Below are 16,699 nucleotides of genomic sequence, written 5' to 3'. Positions count from 1 at the left end.
TATAATTTAAGGATAACTATGTATTTTGAGAGGTGAAGAACATGATTACGATCAATAATATAGCCTACGAAGTAATCGATGAGCGAAGAGATGGCTATAATGAAGAGGCATTTAAAGCCCGTTATAGTGAAATCTTAACGAAGTATGATTATATCGTTGGCGACTGGGGATATGGACAGTTAAGGCTTCGTGGCTTTTTTGATGATCAAAATCATAAAGCCACCTTTGATACGAAAATAAGTACAGTAACAGAGTACTTATATGAATACTGCAATTTTGGCTGTCCGTATTTTATAGTGAAAAAAATAAAGAAATAAAAAAGGGGTGCCCCAAAAGTCTGTATTTTTGCGACTTTTTGGAGCACCTTCTTTTTATGAACCTTTATTGAGTCGGTAACTAAATGATTTTAGTTAGGGGTATCTATTTACCCTTTATTCTCTTGTGCCGTCCGTATACGGACGTTGAGCATTTGTATTCGGATCGTCATGAGTAGGGTGAGCACCTGGATATTGACGAGGCATATTTTCGTGCAGGCTTTTATTTTCATAGTTAAAGTTGCTGTATGAGCGTTGTTCTTCTCCCCATGGTGTGCTTTTACCTTCAACAGGTGTATCTGCACCCCGTGGTGCCCCGTAAGGTCCTTCTGGCTGGTCTTCAGGAATGATATAGTTCCGCTGTTTTTCAACATTGGAAAAATCATAATACTTTTCTTTTTTGTTCAAGATGAATCCCTCCTAATAGATGGTGGTTCATCAATAGGGTGTCCAATAATTACGGATACATAAAGGAATTAAATGACTTCGGTTAAGAATCCGCGTAGCTCTGCTGCTTCTTCTTCAGTTAGTTGAAAGGCTTGTTCAAGATACCCTTCTTCTTCTAAGTCATCGTGTCCGATAATGGCAAAACGATTGCTTTGTAAATTTAGCACTAATTTTTTGCCATAGAATCGGTCAGTCATCGTAATAGCTAAATCAAAGCGGGATTCTTCCCCCATAAAGCTCACAAATCGTGTCTTTGTATCGATTAAATCGTTGTATAAATAAAAGCGCTCTCCCACATGCATTCTCCCTTCAACATTTTATTTCTTCGTTTCATCATAACAAAATCTAAATAATAGTGAAATGTGTGCATAGAGAAGATATCCGTATCTTTGCGATGAACTTATGAAATTGTTGTGGAGGAAGGAATATCTAATAGTCGATATTTTCGACAAGATTTCTTTATTTAAGACAAAATATGATAAGATATAGGTAATATAGCCCGGGTGGAAGGGATGAGAAATATGTCGCTGAATGATAAGAAAGGTTATAAATCACTAGGAAAGTGGCTTAAACTGTTTAGTCCATTGTCTGGGCTTCGCTTCTATCCACCTCAGTTCATTGTGAGGAATCCAATGATACAAGCAGTAAACATGTCGTTTTCACAAGGATATGAAGTAGCCGTCATTGTGTTTGATATTCAAGATGTACTTCAATTCAAAGAAGAGATGGGTGAACAGCAATATGATACCTATATCAAACAGTTAAAAAAGGCATTCAAAGAAGCAATTGTAGATAGAATACCGAAAGAAGATATTCTTATTTTGCATGATTATAACAGCGATAACGTTACATTCCTTATGCGGATAGATTGTACGGAGAAAAAGTCACGTGAACTGGATGAAATCATTTATAGGATTACAGCAAATGTTCAAGAACACTTGCAAGAGATCAGTCCTCAATGTAAGTCCCCGTTTATAACCGGCTATATGTTTGTTGAGAAGAGCCAGTATCCAACTGAACATGCTGTGAATAGAGCTTATAAGCAAGCGGTTATAATGACGGAAGAAAAGAAGAAAGCTGGATTTAGTGGATTAATGATGACGATAGATGACATTATTTCTAATCAACATATTCGATTGATGGTACAACCTATAGTTGAAGTAGCTACGAATCAGATGAAAGCTCATGAAGTTGCTTACCCGTGGGCCAGCTGGGACAGATTTAGAAAATCCGTTAGCATTATTCTCAGCGGCCAGGCAAACAGGGAGGCTCTATGAATTAGAGCAGATCGTACTAGAAAAAACGTTTAGGCAGGTTTCAGAAAATGATTTATTGAAGCAAGTATTTATTAATCTTACACCTGTTACAATTGAGAATTTACGCTTTCCAACAGACATTAAGGCGATGTTAGACAAGTATCCAAGTATTTCAGCTGAGCAATTTGTCCTTGAAATTACGGAGCGGGAGGCCATTAATCATATAGATTATTTTATTGCCAATATTCAAAGCTTAAGACAATTAGGTTTCCAAATTGCTGTCGATGATACAGGCGCAGGTTATTCAAATTTAAATACTATTATTGAAATTATGCCGGATATTATTAAAATTGATCGCTCTGTTATTCAAAATATTGATAGTAGTACCGTAAAAGAGTCGATGTTAAAGGGACTTTTATTAATTGCGAAGGAAACAGGTTCGATTGTTGTAGCTGAAGGAATTGAGAGTAAAGGGGAAGCTATGGTATTATCAAAGAATAATGTTGATTTGGCACAAGGATATTTCTACGCAAGACCTACAGGTGTGGAGAAACTTAAAGTGTCATCTTAGAATAGAAAGGATCTGGAAAGAATGTACTTTGTAGACCGACAAAAAATTGAACAAATTTTATGTTTCCTTGAGGCCCAGTTATCGAGGTTAGAACAAAAAAAAGAATGGAATGATGAGCTGTCACAATTGGCTTTGGAAAGGATTGTTCAAACGTCCATTGATTCTGTTTTGGATGTGGGCAATGCGATGATTGATGGTTTTATTATGAGGGACCCTGGTAGTTATGAAGATATTGTGGATATTTTACTTGATGAGAAAGTAATTAGCGGGGAAATTGCGACACAATTTAAAAATGTGCTGCCGCTTCGCAAAATGCTTATCCAAGATTATATTGAAGTGTCGCATGAACAGTTACAGACTGTATTTACAGCTAATCTTGCAGCGTTTACTCAATATCCGGAGTTAATTAGAACATACTTAACTAATGAATTAGGAGCTGTTTCTGCTTTTAAAAATTAGGCTATGTTGCAAGAAGGATGAAATCGTAGTTTCAGAAGCAATAAGCCGTATAAAAGGCTAAAATGAACATAGTAACCCTTTATACAAGCGACCAGTAATGGCGCTTGTATTTTTTTAGGGATGACTATGTGACATAAGTTGGGAGTATCACCTTATGAAGGGAGCAGTATGTATGAAATCTTATAAAGGGTATTTAATTGATTTAGATGGGACCATGTATCGTGGATCTGAGCAAATAGCTGAAGCCGCAGGATTTATCGATGAATTGCGCCAACGAAACATTCCTTATTTATTCGTCACCAATAATTCTTCGCGTACACCTGCGCAAGTGGCAGAGAAATTACGGAATTTTGGGATAGAGACAGACAATAAACAAGTATTTACTACAAGCATGGCCACAGCGAATTTTATTGCGGAAAGAAAGGCTGATGCAACGGTATATGTGATCGGTGAAGAGGGCATTCGATACGCTTTACAGGAAAAAGGGCTAGAGCTTGTGGAAGAGAATGCAGATTTTCTCGTTATGGGCATTGATCGAGCTATCGATTATGAAAAATTAACAAAGGCTTGCTTAGCTGTAAGAAATGGTGCTGCATTCATCTCAACCAATGGAGATATTGCCATTCCAACTGAACGCGGCTTGCAGCCTGGAAATGGGGCCATCACATCGGTTGTGGCGGTATCGACGCAAGTAAAACCGACTTTCATTGGTAAGCCGGAATCGATTATTATTGAGCAGGCGTTACAGGTATTAGGTGTCTCAAAAGAAGAAGTCATTATGGTTGGAGATAATTATGATACAGATATTATGGCAGGAATCAATGCAGGGATGGATACTTTACTCGTTCATACAGGAGTGACGAAAAAAGAACACTTGCCGCAATATGAAAAACAACCAACCTTTGTTGTCGATACACTGGCTGATTGGCAGTTTGAATAGTGCAGGTAGATAGGGAGCCAAGTACAGGGAAGAAGATTGTACTGGCTCCTTGTTCTTTTTAAAAAGAACATTATTGATGTTGGGTTCATGGAGAGCCAAGGATCGGTGATAGTTTTTCTTAATCCGTCTTTTCTGCTCGATGGGCTAATCGACTAGACGCAGCAGCGGCGATAGCACCGACAATATCATCTAGAAATGTATGCACGTGTCCTGACGTTTTATCATTTAAAGATTTCAATATTCCTGGCTTCTGTTTATCTACGTATCCATAATTCGTAAACCCAATGGAGCCGTACACATTAACAATTGAGAAAGCAAGAACCTCATCTACTCCGTATAACCCTTCATCTTTTTCAATAATCGTTTGCAGCGGCTCTTCTAATAGTTTTTTTTCAGCTAGTAAATCCAGTTGAATGCCTGTTAAGATGGCATTTTGTACTTCTCGCTTAGACAGAACGCGTTCTACATTATAAATGCAATCTTCCATTTGTAAATTCTCATGATAATCTGCTTGTAAATACATAACAAGATTGGCGATATCTTCGATTTTAACTCCGCGTTTCAAGAGCCATTCTCGTGCTACTTGCTCCGTTAGTGATACTTCTGATTTAGCCATAGAATCACACTCATTTCGATTATTTTGAATGATGCTTAGCGGTTTAGAAATGTTATTCAGAAACTGTAATTTGTATCATATATATAATGTATCCCTGAGTAACAGGTTATGATACCCTACCCTTCATTTTTTTAAGCATTGTACGAGTTTGGTTGGATGATTTTCAAACTTTAGTAAAGGCGGCGATTGGAATGATAGAAGAAATCATTTATCAAAATTATGGAATTTCTGTTGAGCGTGAAGAGAAGAATAGTAACTACCCTTCCTTTCGTTCAGGTAATGTCATTTACAGCATTATTCCGCTTGAAACAGTTGAACAAGATGAGCTTATGGAAAGGAAAAAAATGTCGGAGCATTTAAGAATCCAAGGAGATCAATCCGTCGCTGCTTTTGTTTTGGCGAATCACGGCAGCTATATTTCTGAGGCAGACAATCAATTATTCGTGTTACTTGCTAATGAAGTAATTGAGCCAAGACGAAATCAAAAGACAGGGAGAGCGTTAAGCATTTTTCACGCACAAGGACGCAGTATCGATGAGAAAATTACAAAATGTGCGCGAATTGGCCAGTGGAAACAGTTATGGGAAGCTAGAATCGATCAATTAGAAAGAATTTGGAGCGATAAATTGCAAGCACATCCAAACAATGCGTTTGAGCAGTTATTTATTGAAACTTTTCCTTATTATATGGTGTTAGGAGAAAATGCGGTCCAATATTTAGTCGACACAGAAATAGACGATTATCCAGATGCGGTTGACAGCGGGACAGTTTGTTATGAACGCTTTACACAAAGCACATGGAACGACGAGAGATGGATGAAAAATCCGTTTGATTGGGTATTTGATCATGCCACAAGAGATTTGGCAGAATGGGCAAGGGATTATTATCGGCGTAATATCCATACATACCAACGTGGACTTACGCAGTTCTTTCAGGACTATCAAAGTGTAGAGCGTTTATCCAGCTTCTCAGCCCGTTTATTGTACGCTAGAATGCTTTTTCCGATTCATTATTACGAAACGGTTGAAGAGTACTTTACAAGCCCGACAGAGTCTAGAGCGAATGAATTAGAAGACACCCTTTTACTCATTACAAAATCCTCTCAGCAGTACGAGCATTTTTTAAAGCATTTTTATGAACTAGCTGAAATTCCAGCACAATACATGCAGTTACCGGAAGTAGGCTGGCTGTAAAGTATCCTCAATTGAGAGAATTCGTGTCTTACTGATAGTTAGTTGAATTTATTTTTTTAGATTCTGTTCAATAACGTTGTTGATTTTTACTCATTTTTGCTGAGGGTTCATCATCTGCTCTAGATCAGCGTTAATCGTTTCGAGAGGCAACAAGAACGGTTAGGTGTCTAGAGCTTTTCTTATCTCTCATTAGCTTCTCCCTGTTTAGATAGAATCGTTTGATTAGCTGCTCCTTTGCCATAAAAAAACCTTGTGTAAGATGATTTCTCCTTGTATTCCTATGTTATGATAGGAAGAGGAATTTTTAGAATAGTACTACAATTAAAAAAGTTGAAAGGATGTGGATAGATGAAACAATTTGTAGCTGCTGTTCTTATATGCTTGCTTACTTTACATATGATAGTGGTTCCGACTCAAGCTGCCTCTTCCAATCAATGTATAGAACCGCAATTTTCGATAGTGTTAAAGACAAATGCTGAGTTAAAGGCGAAGGCAAGTCATGCAAGTAAAACGGTTAAAACTTATCCGAAGAATAAGAAGCTTTCGGTTATGAAACGCAGCGGGGATTGGTATTCTATTTGTTATAGTAAAAAAGTAGTTTACCTAGCGATAGAAGATGCGCGTGAAGTATTTAATGCTAAGGAACGAGCGGTACTTGTGCAAGCGGATGCTAAACCAGATGTAAAGCAAGTTGTTTCAGCAGTTGGCCCAAAACTTCAGTCCACGAAGGTAACCATTCAAGCGTTTGAGCAACGAAAAGGAGAATGGCGCAGGGCATTAACCGAAATGAAGGGCATAGTAGGAAAAAAAGGCTTTACTACGAATAAAAAAGAAGGCGATGGTAAATCACCAATTGGAATGTATTCATTTGGAACAGCATTTGGCAGCCAAGCAAAGCCATCGGGAATGAAGCTAACTTATAAAAAAACAACGAAGTATGATTATTGGATTGATGATGTCACATCCAAGGATTATAACAAATGGATTACATACAAAGGCGTCCCAACTAAGAAGTGGAAGTCTTTTGAAAGAATGAATCACTCGTTATATAAATACGGGGTTGTTATTAATTACAATGTTAACCCCATTGTGAGAGGAAAAGGGAGTGCAATCTTTCTTCATATTTGGCGAGGGGAAAATGGAGTTACAGCAGGCTGTGTAGCAACATCGGAGAAAAATGTTTTACGCTTATTAAATTGGCTAAATCCAAGTAAGCATCCTCATATTATTATGGATACAATAGAAACCTTATAAGAGAGTAAGAAATCATAGGCAAAAGGAAACAATTCTTTTATGCATATTCTTCTATTGTTCGAAAAAAAGATATATTTTTTTGAAGCCTACTCTAACAAGGGATTGAAACAAATTGTATGCAAATCTGTATTTTCTAACTATTGATAATTGTGAATAAAAATCATATAATGTCTACTATAAAAAAACAAATGTTTTCTTCAGATAAACAGTGGTTAGGGGGAACCGAAATGAAAGCTATCTCAATCGGTTTATTAGGATTAGGTACGGTAGGTTCAGGAGTTGTCCAAATTATTGAAAGTCATCAAGACAAATTAATGCATCAAATTGGATGCCCTATTCAAATAAAGAAAATTTTAGTGAATGATTTGACGAAAGAGCGTGCGGTTCATATCGATCGCAATATGCTAACAGATAACCCAGAAGATGTTATTTATAACCCAGAAATTGATGTAGTTATCGAAGTAATGGGTGGTATTGAAGAAACGCGTGAATACTTATTACAAGCATTAAAAAATAAAAAACAAGTTATTACGGCAAATAAAGATTTAATGGCTTTATATGGTCCTGAATTATTAGCGGTTGCAACTGAAAATGGCTGCGATTTATTTTATGAGGCAAGTGTAGCTGGTGGAATTCCAATTCTACGTGGACTTGTGGATGGATTATCCTCAGATCGCATTACAAAAATGATGGGGATTGTGAACGGTACTACAAACTTTATTTTAACGAAAATGAGTAAAGACGGCAGCGCCTATGAAGATGTATTAAAAGAAGCTCAAGAGCTTGGTTTTGCTGAGTCTGATCCGACAGCGGATGTAGAAGGGTTAGATGCAGCACGTAAAATGGCAATTCTAGCAACGCTTGGTTTTTCGATGAACGTCGGTTTAGAAGATGTATCTGTTGAAGGAATCACAAAGATTTCTGAGGAAGATTTAGCATATAGCAAAAAGCTTGGCTATACAATGAAGTTGATTGGTGTTGCATCAAGATCAGGCAATAAAGTCGAAGTGAGTGTCCAACCTTCACTATTACCTGAAGCGCATCCGCTAGCTTCTGTTAATAATGAATATAATGCAGTATATGTATACGGAGAAGCAGTAGGAGAGACAATGTTCTATGGCCCAGGAGCAGGTAGCTTACCAACCGCAACAGCTGTTGTCTCGGACTTAGTCGTTGCTTTGAAGAATATGAGACTCGGTGTTAATGGTCGCAGTGCTATTGCGCCTCAATATCCAAAGGCATTAAAAGGGCCAGAGGAAATTCAAGCTAAATTCTTTATTCGCTTGCATGTAAAAGATGAAGTAGGTGTGCTTGCAAGGATTACAAATCTATTTGCTGAGTATGGTGTTGGATTTGATAAAATTCTTCAGCTGCCAATTGATGATAAAGGTGCGTCTGAAATTGTGTTAGTTACACATACGGCTTCTATGGCAGCATTTGAACAAATTCAGCAAAAGTTAAATGACTATGAGATGGTTAAAGAAATTAAAAGTACGTACCGTGTTGAAGGAGAGAATATGAAATGAGCTGGCAAGGTTTAATCAAGGAATATAAAGAGTTTTTACCTGTAACGGAAAATACGCCTGAATTATCGTTATTAGAAGGAAATACACCATTAATTAAATGCGACAATTTATCTGAACAGTTCGGGGTTGAACTATATGTAAAATATGAAGGATTAAACCCGACAGGATCATTTAAGGACCGTGGAATGGTATTTGCTGTGGCGAAAGCGATTGAAGAAGGTGCAGATACAATTATTTGTGCATCTACAGGGAATACATCAGCAGCCGCAGCCGCTTATGCAGCTCGCGCTAATATTCGCTGTATCGTCGTGATTCCGGAAGGGAAAATTGCAATGGGGAAACTAGCTCAAGCAGTTATGTACGGTGCAGAAATTGTATCGATTGAAGGAAACTTCGATCAGGCACTTCAAATCGTTCGTAACATTAGTGAGACATCTCCAATTGCGCTTGTAAACTCTGTAAACCCTTATCGTATTGAAGGGCAGAAAACAGCAGCATTTGAAATTTGTGATGTGTTAGGGGCGGCACCAGATATTTTGGCTCTTCCAGTTGGAAATGCAGGAAATATTACTGCGTATTGGAAAGGGTTTAAAGAATACAATGATCATAAGCAAACAGGTCTTCCAGAAATGAGAGGATTTGAAGCGGCGGGAGCAGCTGCGATTGTTCACGACCGTGTGTTTGAAAATCCTGAAACAGTAGCGACAGCGATTCGTATCGGAAATCCAGCAAGCTGGAAATTTGCTGTTGAAGCGGCGAAAGAATCTAACGGAAAAATTGATGAAGTAACAGATGAAGAAATTTTAGAAGCATATGTATTACTAGCAAGAAGTGAAGGGGTATTTGCTGAACCTGCTTCTTGTGCAAGTATCGCAGGAATCATTAAACAACTAAAAAGCGGTGAAATTAAAAAAGGCAGTAAAATCGTTGCTGTGTTAACAGGAAACGGTTTAAAAGATCCGAATGTAGCGGTGGATACAAGCACAATTACACCAACATTACTGCCAATGGATGAAAAAGTCATCTTAGAACATCTTCAAGGTGTGAAACAAGTATGAGTCAAGAGTCCGAAATGTTTTTAATCCGTGTACCAGCAAGTACGGCAAATCTGGGCCCAGGCTTTGATTCCATAGGGCTTGCTCTAGGATTGTATTTGGAGATACATGGATCTTTATCAGATAGATGGGAAGTTGTTCCACTAACGGAGGAAATGGCTGCTTTTCCGAAAGATGAAAGCAATTATATTGTTCAAATCGCAAAGAAAACAGCAGCCTTCTATGGAAAAGAGTTAGCGCCATGTCGTCTGTTTGTTTCAAGCGAAATCCCACTGGCACGTGGATTAGGAAGCAGTGCATCTGCGATTGTCGCTGGTATTGAATTAGCCAATTTAGTCGCAGAATTACACTTAACGGATGATGAAAAAGGTCGACATGCTTCACTTTTTGAAGGACATCCGGATAATGGGGGGGCTTCTGTTTATGGCGGGCTTGTTGTCGGCCTGCATACGGAAGAGCAAACCGATGTTGTATCGTTTCCAATCAAAGGTGTCAAAGTGATTGTAGCGATCCCAAATTTTGAACTTCTAACAGAAGATTCACGAAGCGTGTTACCAAAGACATTAGCCTATAAGGAAGCGATTGAAGGAAGTGCAGCTGCCAATATGCTGCTCGCAGCAATTGTTTCGGATAATTGGAAACTTGTTGGTCAAATGATGCAGAGAGATCGTTTTCATCAACCATACCGCGCTCCACTAGTGCCACATTTGGCTCAAATTGAGGAAATAGCTGCTCAAAATGGAGCTTATGGTACAGCGTTAAGCGGTGCAGGTCCAACTGTCCTTTGTCTGGTTCCTGAAGCGCAAGCGGAGCAAGTGCAAGAAAAATTATCCAATAAATTCCCGGATTTCGTTATTAAGGAACTTCTGATTGATAACAAAGGAAGCCAAACAATGATTTTATCAGAAGCAGATAAGGAAGAGTTAAGTTTTCTATAAAAAGAAACGAGCAGGGGGATATGTTCATCCTGCTCGTTTCTTTGTTTAAGATAGAGCTAATAAAAAAGCTGATTTTCTTCAAGTGTATGTATATCCATACAACATGAAGAAAATCAGCATTAGCTTTTATAACGATTAGAATACTTGTTCAACTTCAATAACACCAGGAACTTCTTCAAGAAGTGCACGTTCAATTCCTGCTTTTAATGTAATCGTTGAACTTGGGCAGCTACCGCAAGCTCCAAGCAAACGTAATTTAACAATTCCATCTTCTACATCGACAAGTTCACAGTCACCGCCATCGCGAAGAAGAAACGGACGAAGTTTATCAAGTACTTCTTGAACTTGACTTTCCATTGTTTGTTCAGTCATTGCCATCGACTCCTTTCCTAATCATATTATAATGCGAAGGTTATAAAAAATCCAATTAGAACTTAGCGGAAAAATAATCTATCTTTATATATAAAAAAGAGATACAATACTAATAATTCCAATCAGAAAAATGGAGGTTTATATGGAACAAAGATCTATCGACATTCAAGTATACGGTGCTGAACAAATTTGCGCGAGTTGTGTAAATTTACCATCCTCAAAAGATACATGTGAATGGCTTGAATCAGCGTTACAACGAAAATTTCCTAATCAGCCATTTTCCATTACTTACATTGATATTCATCATCCGCCAGCTTCTACGAAAGAAAAGGAGTTTTCGTTAAAGATCATCGAAGAAGATTTGTTCTATCCACTTGTATTAATTGAAGATGAAATTGTAGCAGAAGGAAATGTGCGTTTGAAGACGGTCGTCGATAAAATGATTCAATGCGGGTATAAGCAAGAAACTGTCTAATCTCTATAAAAAAAGTTTTGAAGCATCCTGCTTCAAAACTTTTCAATCTATATTTAAGTATTAATTGTTATGGTATTTATAAGCCCACAGGATACCAGATTTAATTAATCGAGCAAATCTTCCTGTGATGGCACGATTACCAACTAAGCCGAAGCCTTGTTTTTTCCCTAATGAACCAAGAGTTCCTTTTAATTTCATAGGAGGGAAGCTTTCTGGAAGTGGTTCATTTGCCCATTTTTTTACAAGAACTTGAACAATTTGTTCTGCTTGTGCTTCCGCTAATTGAGCACTTGGAGCAAATGGCAAGCTTGCACAGTCTCCTACAACGAATATGCTGTCGTTGTTTGGTAAGAAGTGTTGTGGCGTTAATACGGCTCTGCCTTGTCCATCTTTTTCGATATCCATATCTCTAATAATTTTGCTAGGTTGGATACCAGCTGTCCAAACGATAACATCACTATGAACAGCTTCTTCACCATTGTATAAAGTGTTGGGCTCAACTTTTGTAATATTAGAATGGTGAACAATTTCAATATTATTTTTAGTAAACCAAGATTCTACAAACACGCTTAAACGTTCTGGAAAAGCGGATAAAATATGCGGTCCACGGTCAAATAATCTTATTTTTAAATCGGGACGGCTTTCGATTAATTCACTTGCTAATTCAACCCCGCTCAGTCCTCCACCAATGATGGAAACTGTTGCACCAGCTCCTAAATTATTCAGTGCTTGGTAGGTTTGACGAGATTTATCGATGGTTTGAATACTGAATGTGTGCAGATTTGCACCTGGAATACCGTGGTATTTATCTTCGCAGCCAAGCCCGATGACTAAATCATCATAATCTACAGGCTCTTGATTTTCTAAGATGACTTGTTTTTTGTCCATATCAATGGATAATACTTCACCATATACATTTTTTAAGCGTGGATGCTCAGGAAATGCAACACGAATATGGTGATCGGAAATTGTTCCTGCCGCTAGCGCATAATATTCTGTTTTAATACAGTGATATGGATTGCGGTCAATAAGTGTAATGCGAACATTTTCAGGCAGCTGATTAGGCAGCAATCTTTGAAGCATGCGCATTCCACCATACCCGCCACCGAGTATGACTAAATTCTTCATGTAAAAATCCCCTTTGTTTAATCTGCAAAAATTGTTATTTCATTCACTTGTAAAAGTAGGTATACTACTATAAAAATCCCCAAAACATTGTGCTAAAAAATAAAAATTATTTTTAAAGATAGTTTTAATCCCCACAAAAGTATAACGAAAATGTGTAGAAATCACAACTGTATTATGAAAATCAACTGTTTTTATCGTTAAATATTGACGATATATAGAAAAAATATAGGGTATTTTTTGAATAACATTGAAAACATGTTTAAAGTGAAACATATATGAATATTTAGCTCCAATAAATGAGGTGAGACTGGATGAAACCAATTATCGAATTTTGTGTTAGCAATTTAGCGAGCGGTGCATATAAAGCAATGGAACAATTAGAAAAAGACCCCAATTTAGACATTGTTGAATATGACTGTTTAAGTTATTGCGGGATTTGTTCAAGCGATCTTTTTGCTCTTGTTAATGGTGAAGTCGTTACTGCAAGCTCTATAGAAGAGCTTGTGGCCAATATATATCAATATTTAGATGAACATCCCATGTTTTAAATCAATTAAACACTGCAAACCCCTTTCTGTTTGCAGTGTTTATATAGGCATTAGTGTGCAGGCAGTTCTCCTTTAATGTCTGCCCAGCGATCGCGTGCCATTTGAATGATGGACGTTTCAACGGCTGATTTTCGCTTTTCAAGAACCATGGAAAAATATTTTGTAGCAGCCTGCAGCTCTCCTATCCGTCTAGATAACTCTCCAACCAAGTACAAAATACGTACTTCAGACACTTGAGTTCCAGTGTAGTCCCCTATAGAAAAGGATTCTTCATATTCATGACGTGCTAATCTCATAAAGCGATGTTCTTGTTCTTCATTTTGTTTCAGACGGTAAAGCCAAGCCGTTCGTAAATAAAGTCCGGCAATGGTAATATGCTTTTCTTTTTTTAAGATGGCACTATAACAAGCTAATTTATACGTTTGAATGGCATCGTTAATTGTGCGTTCACCAGAAAAGGAATGAGGCACCCAATGAGAGCAAATTTTCTCTACAATTTCTTCTTTTGTGCCAGAAGCGAAATATTTAGAGAATTCTTTTGAAAATGCAAATCCACATTTGGGACAAACATGTATGTTATAGAATAGTCCATTAGTTGTACCTTCCGCATATTTTGGACAAAAATCCGTATCATATTCAGATACTTTAATAAAACGAGAACGAATTTTTTTCGTAGTGGCTGGTTGTTTACAAAGAAGACATTCTATACTTTTGTCAAATAGCGGTGGTAGTTCCCCCATGAGTATCATCCCTTCAGTAGTATATAAGTTCTAGTTATATGGATGTGTTATTGGTTTAATTATAGCTTAATTCGTGAGAAAAGGCGCATATAAAATGAAAGGATTAACATCGTTTTCAGGCAGGAAAATTGAGCATGAGAAATTTTTTAGTATATACTAGTAGTAGTTTGAAGTGACTTACTGAATTTTAAAGAGGGAGGATTTTATTGTGAGCGATGTTGTTAATATTACGGAAGCGGCAGCTTTTCAAATAAAAGAAATGATGAAACATAATGGAGAGGAAGGGTCTTTCTTACGAGTAGCTGTAAAAGGTGGCGGTTGCAGCGGTCTATCCTATGGAATGGCATTTGAACAAGAGGTAGGCGAGAAGGATCAACAATTAGAACAGTTTGATATTAAAATTCTCGTTAGTGAAGATGATGCGCCTATTTTAAATGGAACAACAATCGATTATAAACAATCGATGATGGGCGGAGGATTTACCATCGATAATCCAAATGCCATCGCATCTTGTGGCTGCGGTTCATCATTTAGAACGGCGACAAATACGGGAACACCGGAGAATTGTTAAGGTTTTGAATAAATGTTCGGGGTTATGAATTACAATGAAATTTTGAGTGTACACAAGCCTCAAAATGTGTGTTGACAACCCTAAAAGCTTCAAATCAGAGTTGTAAATTACATGCCTTCTCGATAGTTAATGTTGTTAAACATAACTATTTGAGGAGGCTTTCTTTATGTCTTTAAACAAAAGAGTGAAACGTAAAACAGTTGGAGAAATGGCTAATCAAAAGGAATATCCAAAATTAACAATGGAATAAGCAATTGATTTAGTTGTAGCGGGAAAGAGTGCGGAGGGACTAAGAGAGAGGACGTTAAAGGATTATCGGAAGGATTGGGGTTATTTTGTTAATTGGCTTCAAAAAACATATGAGATTGAAACGGTGGACGAATTATCACCACAGATTTTTAGAGACTATATTAACTACTTGAAATATGATGCTCCTAAGTATGACGGACATAAGTATATCCAAAGTGACCAAGGTTTAGGATTATCTGATACAACAATTAATATTCGTTTAAGGGTGTATCGAGCAATGTTTAACTTTTTAGACCGGATGATATTGAATTTGGTGTCGGGATTCGAGATAGCGTTTTACAATTAATAAAACTATGATTTTATGAATTAAAATACAGGGGTGTGGCCTTGTATTTTTTATTGCTTGGAAAAGCTCAATAAATTCTCAAACAGAATACCATACATGAGGTGGTGATTATATGGATAATGAATATCAATACTATCATGTGCCGGTTAATCCGATAAATCAGCAACATGATATATACACAGAAACATCAGCAAATGAACTTAACAGGCAACAATATCCTGGGCAACACCAAGGGTTTCAACAAGGGTTTAGACAAGGCTATAGACAAGGCTATAGACAAGGGTATAGAGATGGATATCGAGCAGGGCAACAAGCAGGGTATTATCCAGGACATCGGCCAATACAACAGTCGTCGTGGCCTAATGAAAGTTGGTACACCTAATGGTCAAGAGTGGTCGGGCAAGATTGTTTTACCACTAAATGGTCCGAGTATAGAGCCATAACTAATCCAGCATATAAATAAAAAGAAACTCGTCAAAAAATGATAAAAAACAGTGTCTTAGAAACGAACTGTATTGGTCGATAATCAAAGATTAATATAACCACAACTCAATTGAAAATTAGAGTCTAATAAAAACCCCTAGGGTTCACCCGGCCCAAGGGGTTTTCTATGCTAGACTAGATTAATTTTTATCGAAACTATAAACCAGAAAGATGAGAATCCGTTCCGTCGATTCTCCGCAAGAATGGCATCAGCATCCATATTTTGTTGCTTCGAAAACAACATGAACAAACTGCCCCTTTAGCTTAAGTATATTCTTTCACAATCGTTATAACTTACATTAACAACACGTTAACGTATATATGTCCACACATGCCCACTGACGCTCATTATTGTTCGTGGTGGCGTTTTAAGAGTCTCCCTTCCCGCTCTTTATTCAACTTTGCTTATGGATGAATGATTCTGGAGGCTCTATGTAAGCTTGTTCAGAGTTAGTTTGTTAGTGTATTGGTTTGTTACAGAAACCACTCTCATTCACAAACTGGCACTCGGTAAATGCTCGATACGACCAGAGAATTGTTAAGGTTTTAACTTCGGTTATTGAACGAAAAGTTAGGCGATGGGGATTATGTTTTTAATCTATTGCGAAACCTATACCCTCTTTATATAAAGTGCTTCTTGACGTATTTAACAATACGCTAGGAGGCGCTTTTTTCTATGTCTGAGGGAAGAACGATTAAACAAAGAAGAGCGATTGATAGAAAACAACAACTTTTATAAATTATTTATCCAGAGTATTTCTTGGGGATTATTAACTATACGATATTTTCATTTAAGTACTTCTTTTGGAATGTCGAATATATTCCACAATAAAGCTATAAACAAAATAGAAATTAACCAAGCTAACAAGGGTCTACTAACATGAATTCTTAGCACGGTAAACATAACAATATTGAATAAAACAGACCACCCAATATTCCATCCATGATGGTGTTCAAACAAATTTAGATATTTAGTGTTGATGAATTCAACTAGACTGTAAAGAAAAACCCAGAACAAAATCCAAAGTATTTGTTTAATTCTGTTTCTAGGAAAATTTCCTAAAAAAATGAGCAATGTGGAGGAATATACTAACAGCATAATCATTATGTCAATAATAAGGTGACCATATAGAATATTACTACCGAAAATAGTTTCTTTATATGACCACAATTTATAATCGTGCAGTAAAGCATTCTTTAAAAGATCACCAGCTATAA

22 protein-coding genes are annotated in these 16,699 nt (G+C 37.2%); 15 read left to right on the top strand and 7 right to left on the bottom strand.

Annotated features, from left to right (window positions below):
* Positions 1–41: 41 nt before the first annotated feature.
* A complete protein-coding gene (locus V7068_RS05940) occupies positions 42–317 on the top strand; it encodes a YutD family protein (protein WP_119117223.1) in 276 nt (91 codons plus the stop codon).
* A 114-nt stretch (positions 318–431) separates the two neighbouring features.
* Here the strand turns inward: V7068_RS05940 and V7068_RS05935 are convergent, their stop codons facing one another.
* Both V7068_RS05935 and V7068_RS05930 read right to left on the bottom strand, forming a co-directional pair.
* Entirely contained in the window at positions 432–722 is a 291-nt protein-coding gene (locus V7068_RS05935; RefSeq protein WP_127761927.1) for a cytosolic protein, read from the bottom strand.
* A 68-nt stretch (positions 723–790) separates the two neighbouring features.
* Complete coding sequence (locus tag V7068_RS05930; protein ID WP_119117225.1) at positions 791–1,057, bottom strand: DUF3055 domain-containing protein; 267 nt, start codon at positions 1,055–1,057, stop codon at positions 791–793.
* Positions 1,058–1,411: 354 nt separating this feature from the next.
* Between V7068_RS05930 and V7068_RS05925 the strand changes: the two genes are divergently transcribed.
* The 4 genes from V7068_RS05925 to nucF all read left to right on the top strand — a co-directional run bounded on the left by V7068_RS05925 (position 1,412) and on the right by nucF (position 3,987).
* Complete coding sequence (locus tag V7068_RS05925; protein ID WP_499711535.1) at positions 1,412–2,038, top strand: hypothetical protein; 627 nt, start codon at positions 1,412–1,414, stop codon at positions 2,036–2,038.
* Positions 1,947–2,588, top strand: a complete 642-nt coding sequence (locus tag V7068_RS05920) for an EAL domain-containing protein (RefSeq protein ID WP_499711534.1) — start codon at positions 1,947–1,949, stop codon at positions 2,586–2,588. Before V7068_RS05925 ends, V7068_RS05920 begins: the two co-directional genes overlap by 92 nt.
* Before the next feature lie 21 nt (positions 2,589–2,609).
* The gene (locus tag V7068_RS05915; RefSeq protein ID WP_252291637.1) at positions 2,610–3,047 is read left to right on the top strand and encodes a DUF86 domain-containing protein; all 438 of its coding nucleotides are present in this window, start codon (positions 2,610–2,612) and stop codon (positions 3,045–3,047) included.
* 172 nt (positions 3,048–3,219) lie between these two features.
* Entirely contained in the window at positions 3,220–3,987 is a 768-nt protein-coding gene (gene nucF / locus V7068_RS05910; RefSeq protein WP_499711533.1) for a 5' nucleotidase NucF, read from the top strand.
* A 118-nt stretch (positions 3,988–4,105) separates the two neighbouring features.
* On the opposite strand, the gene V7068_RS05905 is transcribed toward nucF, so the two are convergent.
* Complete coding sequence (locus V7068_RS05905) at positions 4,106–4,603, bottom strand: phosphatidylglycerophosphatase A family protein (RefSeq protein ID WP_252291634.1); 498 nt, start codon at positions 4,601–4,603, stop codon at positions 4,106–4,108.
* 152 nt (positions 4,604–4,755) lie between these two features.
* Here V7068_RS05905 and yutH point away from each other — a divergent pair, with 152 nt between their 5' ends.
* From yutH to thrB, 5 genes are all read left to right on the top strand, one after another.
* Positions 4,756–5,796: a spore coat putative kinase YutH gene (gene yutH / locus V7068_RS05900; protein ID WP_499711532.1), complete on the top strand. Its 1,041-nt coding sequence runs from the start codon at positions 4,756–4,758 to the stop codon at positions 5,794–5,796.
* Positions 5,797–6,144: 348 nt separating this feature from the next.
* On the top strand, positions 6,145–7,050 hold the full coding sequence (locus V7068_RS05895) for a L,D-transpeptidase family protein (RefSeq protein ID WP_499711531.1): 906 nt from the start codon (positions 6,145–6,147) through the stop codon (positions 7,048–7,050).
* Positions 7,051–7,277: 227 nt separating this feature from the next.
* Positions 7,278–8,576 carry a homoserine dehydrogenase gene (locus tag V7068_RS05890; RefSeq protein ID WP_499711530.1) on the top strand — a complete coding sequence of 433 codons (1,299 nt, stop codon included), beginning with the start codon at positions 7,278–7,280 and terminating at the stop codon, positions 8,574–8,576.
* Positions 8,573–9,634 (top strand): threonine synthase, encoded by a 1,062-nt coding sequence (thrC, locus tag V7068_RS05885; RefSeq protein ID WP_499711529.1) that lies wholly within the window; start codon positions 8,573–8,575, stop codon positions 9,632–9,634. The genes V7068_RS05890 and thrC overlap by 4 nt, the downstream gene beginning before the upstream one ends.
* Positions 9,631–10,569, top strand: a complete 939-nt coding sequence (thrB, locus tag V7068_RS05880) for a homoserine kinase (RefSeq protein ID WP_252291626.1) — start codon at positions 9,631–9,633, stop codon at positions 10,567–10,569. The genes thrC and thrB overlap by 4 nt, the downstream gene beginning before the upstream one ends.
* Positions 10,570–10,704: 135 nt before the next feature.
* Here the strand turns inward: thrB and V7068_RS05875 are convergent, their stop codons facing one another.
* A complete protein-coding gene (locus tag V7068_RS05875) occupies positions 10,705–10,947 on the bottom strand; it encodes a NifU family protein (protein ID WP_252282673.1) in 243 nt (80 codons plus the stop codon).
* A gap of 136 nt (positions 10,948–11,083) precedes the next feature.
* Here V7068_RS05875 and V7068_RS05870 point away from each other — a divergent pair, with 136 nt between their 5' ends.
* Positions 11,084–11,416 carry a YuzD family protein gene (locus V7068_RS05870; protein ID WP_127761920.1) on the top strand — a complete coding sequence of 111 codons (333 nt, stop codon included), beginning with the start codon at positions 11,084–11,086 and terminating at the stop codon, positions 11,414–11,416.
* Between the two features lie 60 nt (positions 11,417–11,476).
* On the opposite strand, the gene V7068_RS05865 is transcribed toward V7068_RS05870, so the two are convergent.
* Positions 11,477–12,544: an NAD(P)/FAD-dependent oxidoreductase gene (locus tag V7068_RS05865; protein ID WP_499711528.1), complete on the bottom strand. Its 1,068-nt coding sequence runs from the start codon at positions 12,542–12,544 to the stop codon at positions 11,477–11,479.
* Positions 12,545–12,855: 311 nt separating this feature from the next.
* Here V7068_RS05865 and V7068_RS05860 point away from each other — a divergent pair, with 311 nt between their 5' ends.
* Complete coding sequence (locus V7068_RS05860; RefSeq protein WP_252291621.1) at positions 12,856–13,092, top strand: YuzB family protein; 237 nt, start codon at positions 12,856–12,858, stop codon at positions 13,090–13,092.
* A 50-nt stretch (positions 13,093–13,142) separates the two neighbouring features.
* On the opposite strand, the gene V7068_RS05855 is transcribed toward V7068_RS05860, so the two are convergent.
* Positions 13,143–13,832, bottom strand: a complete 690-nt coding sequence (locus tag V7068_RS05855) for a DUF2225 domain-containing protein (protein ID WP_499711527.1) — start codon at positions 13,830–13,832, stop codon at positions 13,143–13,145.
* Between the two features lie 208 nt (positions 13,833–14,040).
* On the opposite strand from V7068_RS05855, the gene V7068_RS05850 reads away from it, so the two are divergent.
* The 3 genes from V7068_RS05850 to V7068_RS05840 all read left to right on the top strand — a co-directional run bounded on the left by V7068_RS05850 (position 14,041) and on the right by V7068_RS05840 (position 15,441).
* Positions 14,041–14,403 (top strand): HesB/IscA family protein, encoded by a 363-nt coding sequence (locus V7068_RS05850; protein WP_499711526.1) that lies wholly within the window; start codon positions 14,041–14,043, stop codon positions 14,401–14,403.
* A gap of 373 nt (positions 14,404–14,776) precedes the next feature.
* Positions 14,777–14,998 carry a hypothetical protein gene (locus tag V7068_RS05845; RefSeq protein WP_499711524.1) on the top strand — a complete coding sequence of 74 codons (222 nt, stop codon included), beginning with the start codon at positions 14,777–14,779 and terminating at the stop codon, positions 14,996–14,998.
* A gap of 194 nt (positions 14,999–15,192) precedes the next feature.
* Positions 15,193–15,441, top strand: coding sequence for a hypothetical protein (locus V7068_RS05840; protein WP_499711522.1), 249 nt, complete (start codon positions 15,193–15,195; stop codon positions 15,439–15,441).
* Positions 15,442–16,268: 827 nt separating this feature from the next.
* Here the strand turns inward: V7068_RS05840 and V7068_RS05835 are convergent.
* Positions 16,269–16,699, bottom strand: a 431-nt coding sequence (locus tag V7068_RS05835) for a CBO0543 family protein (protein WP_499711520.1), incomplete at its 5' end; no start/stop codon positions are given.

The sequence above is a fragment of the Bacillus sp. JJ634 genome (assembly GCF_036962285.1).
Taxonomy (GTDB): Bacteria; Bacillota; Bacilli; order Bacillales; family DSM-1321; genus Peribacillus; species Peribacillus asahii_A.
This window is presented reverse-complemented; position numbering and strand designations above follow the sequence as displayed.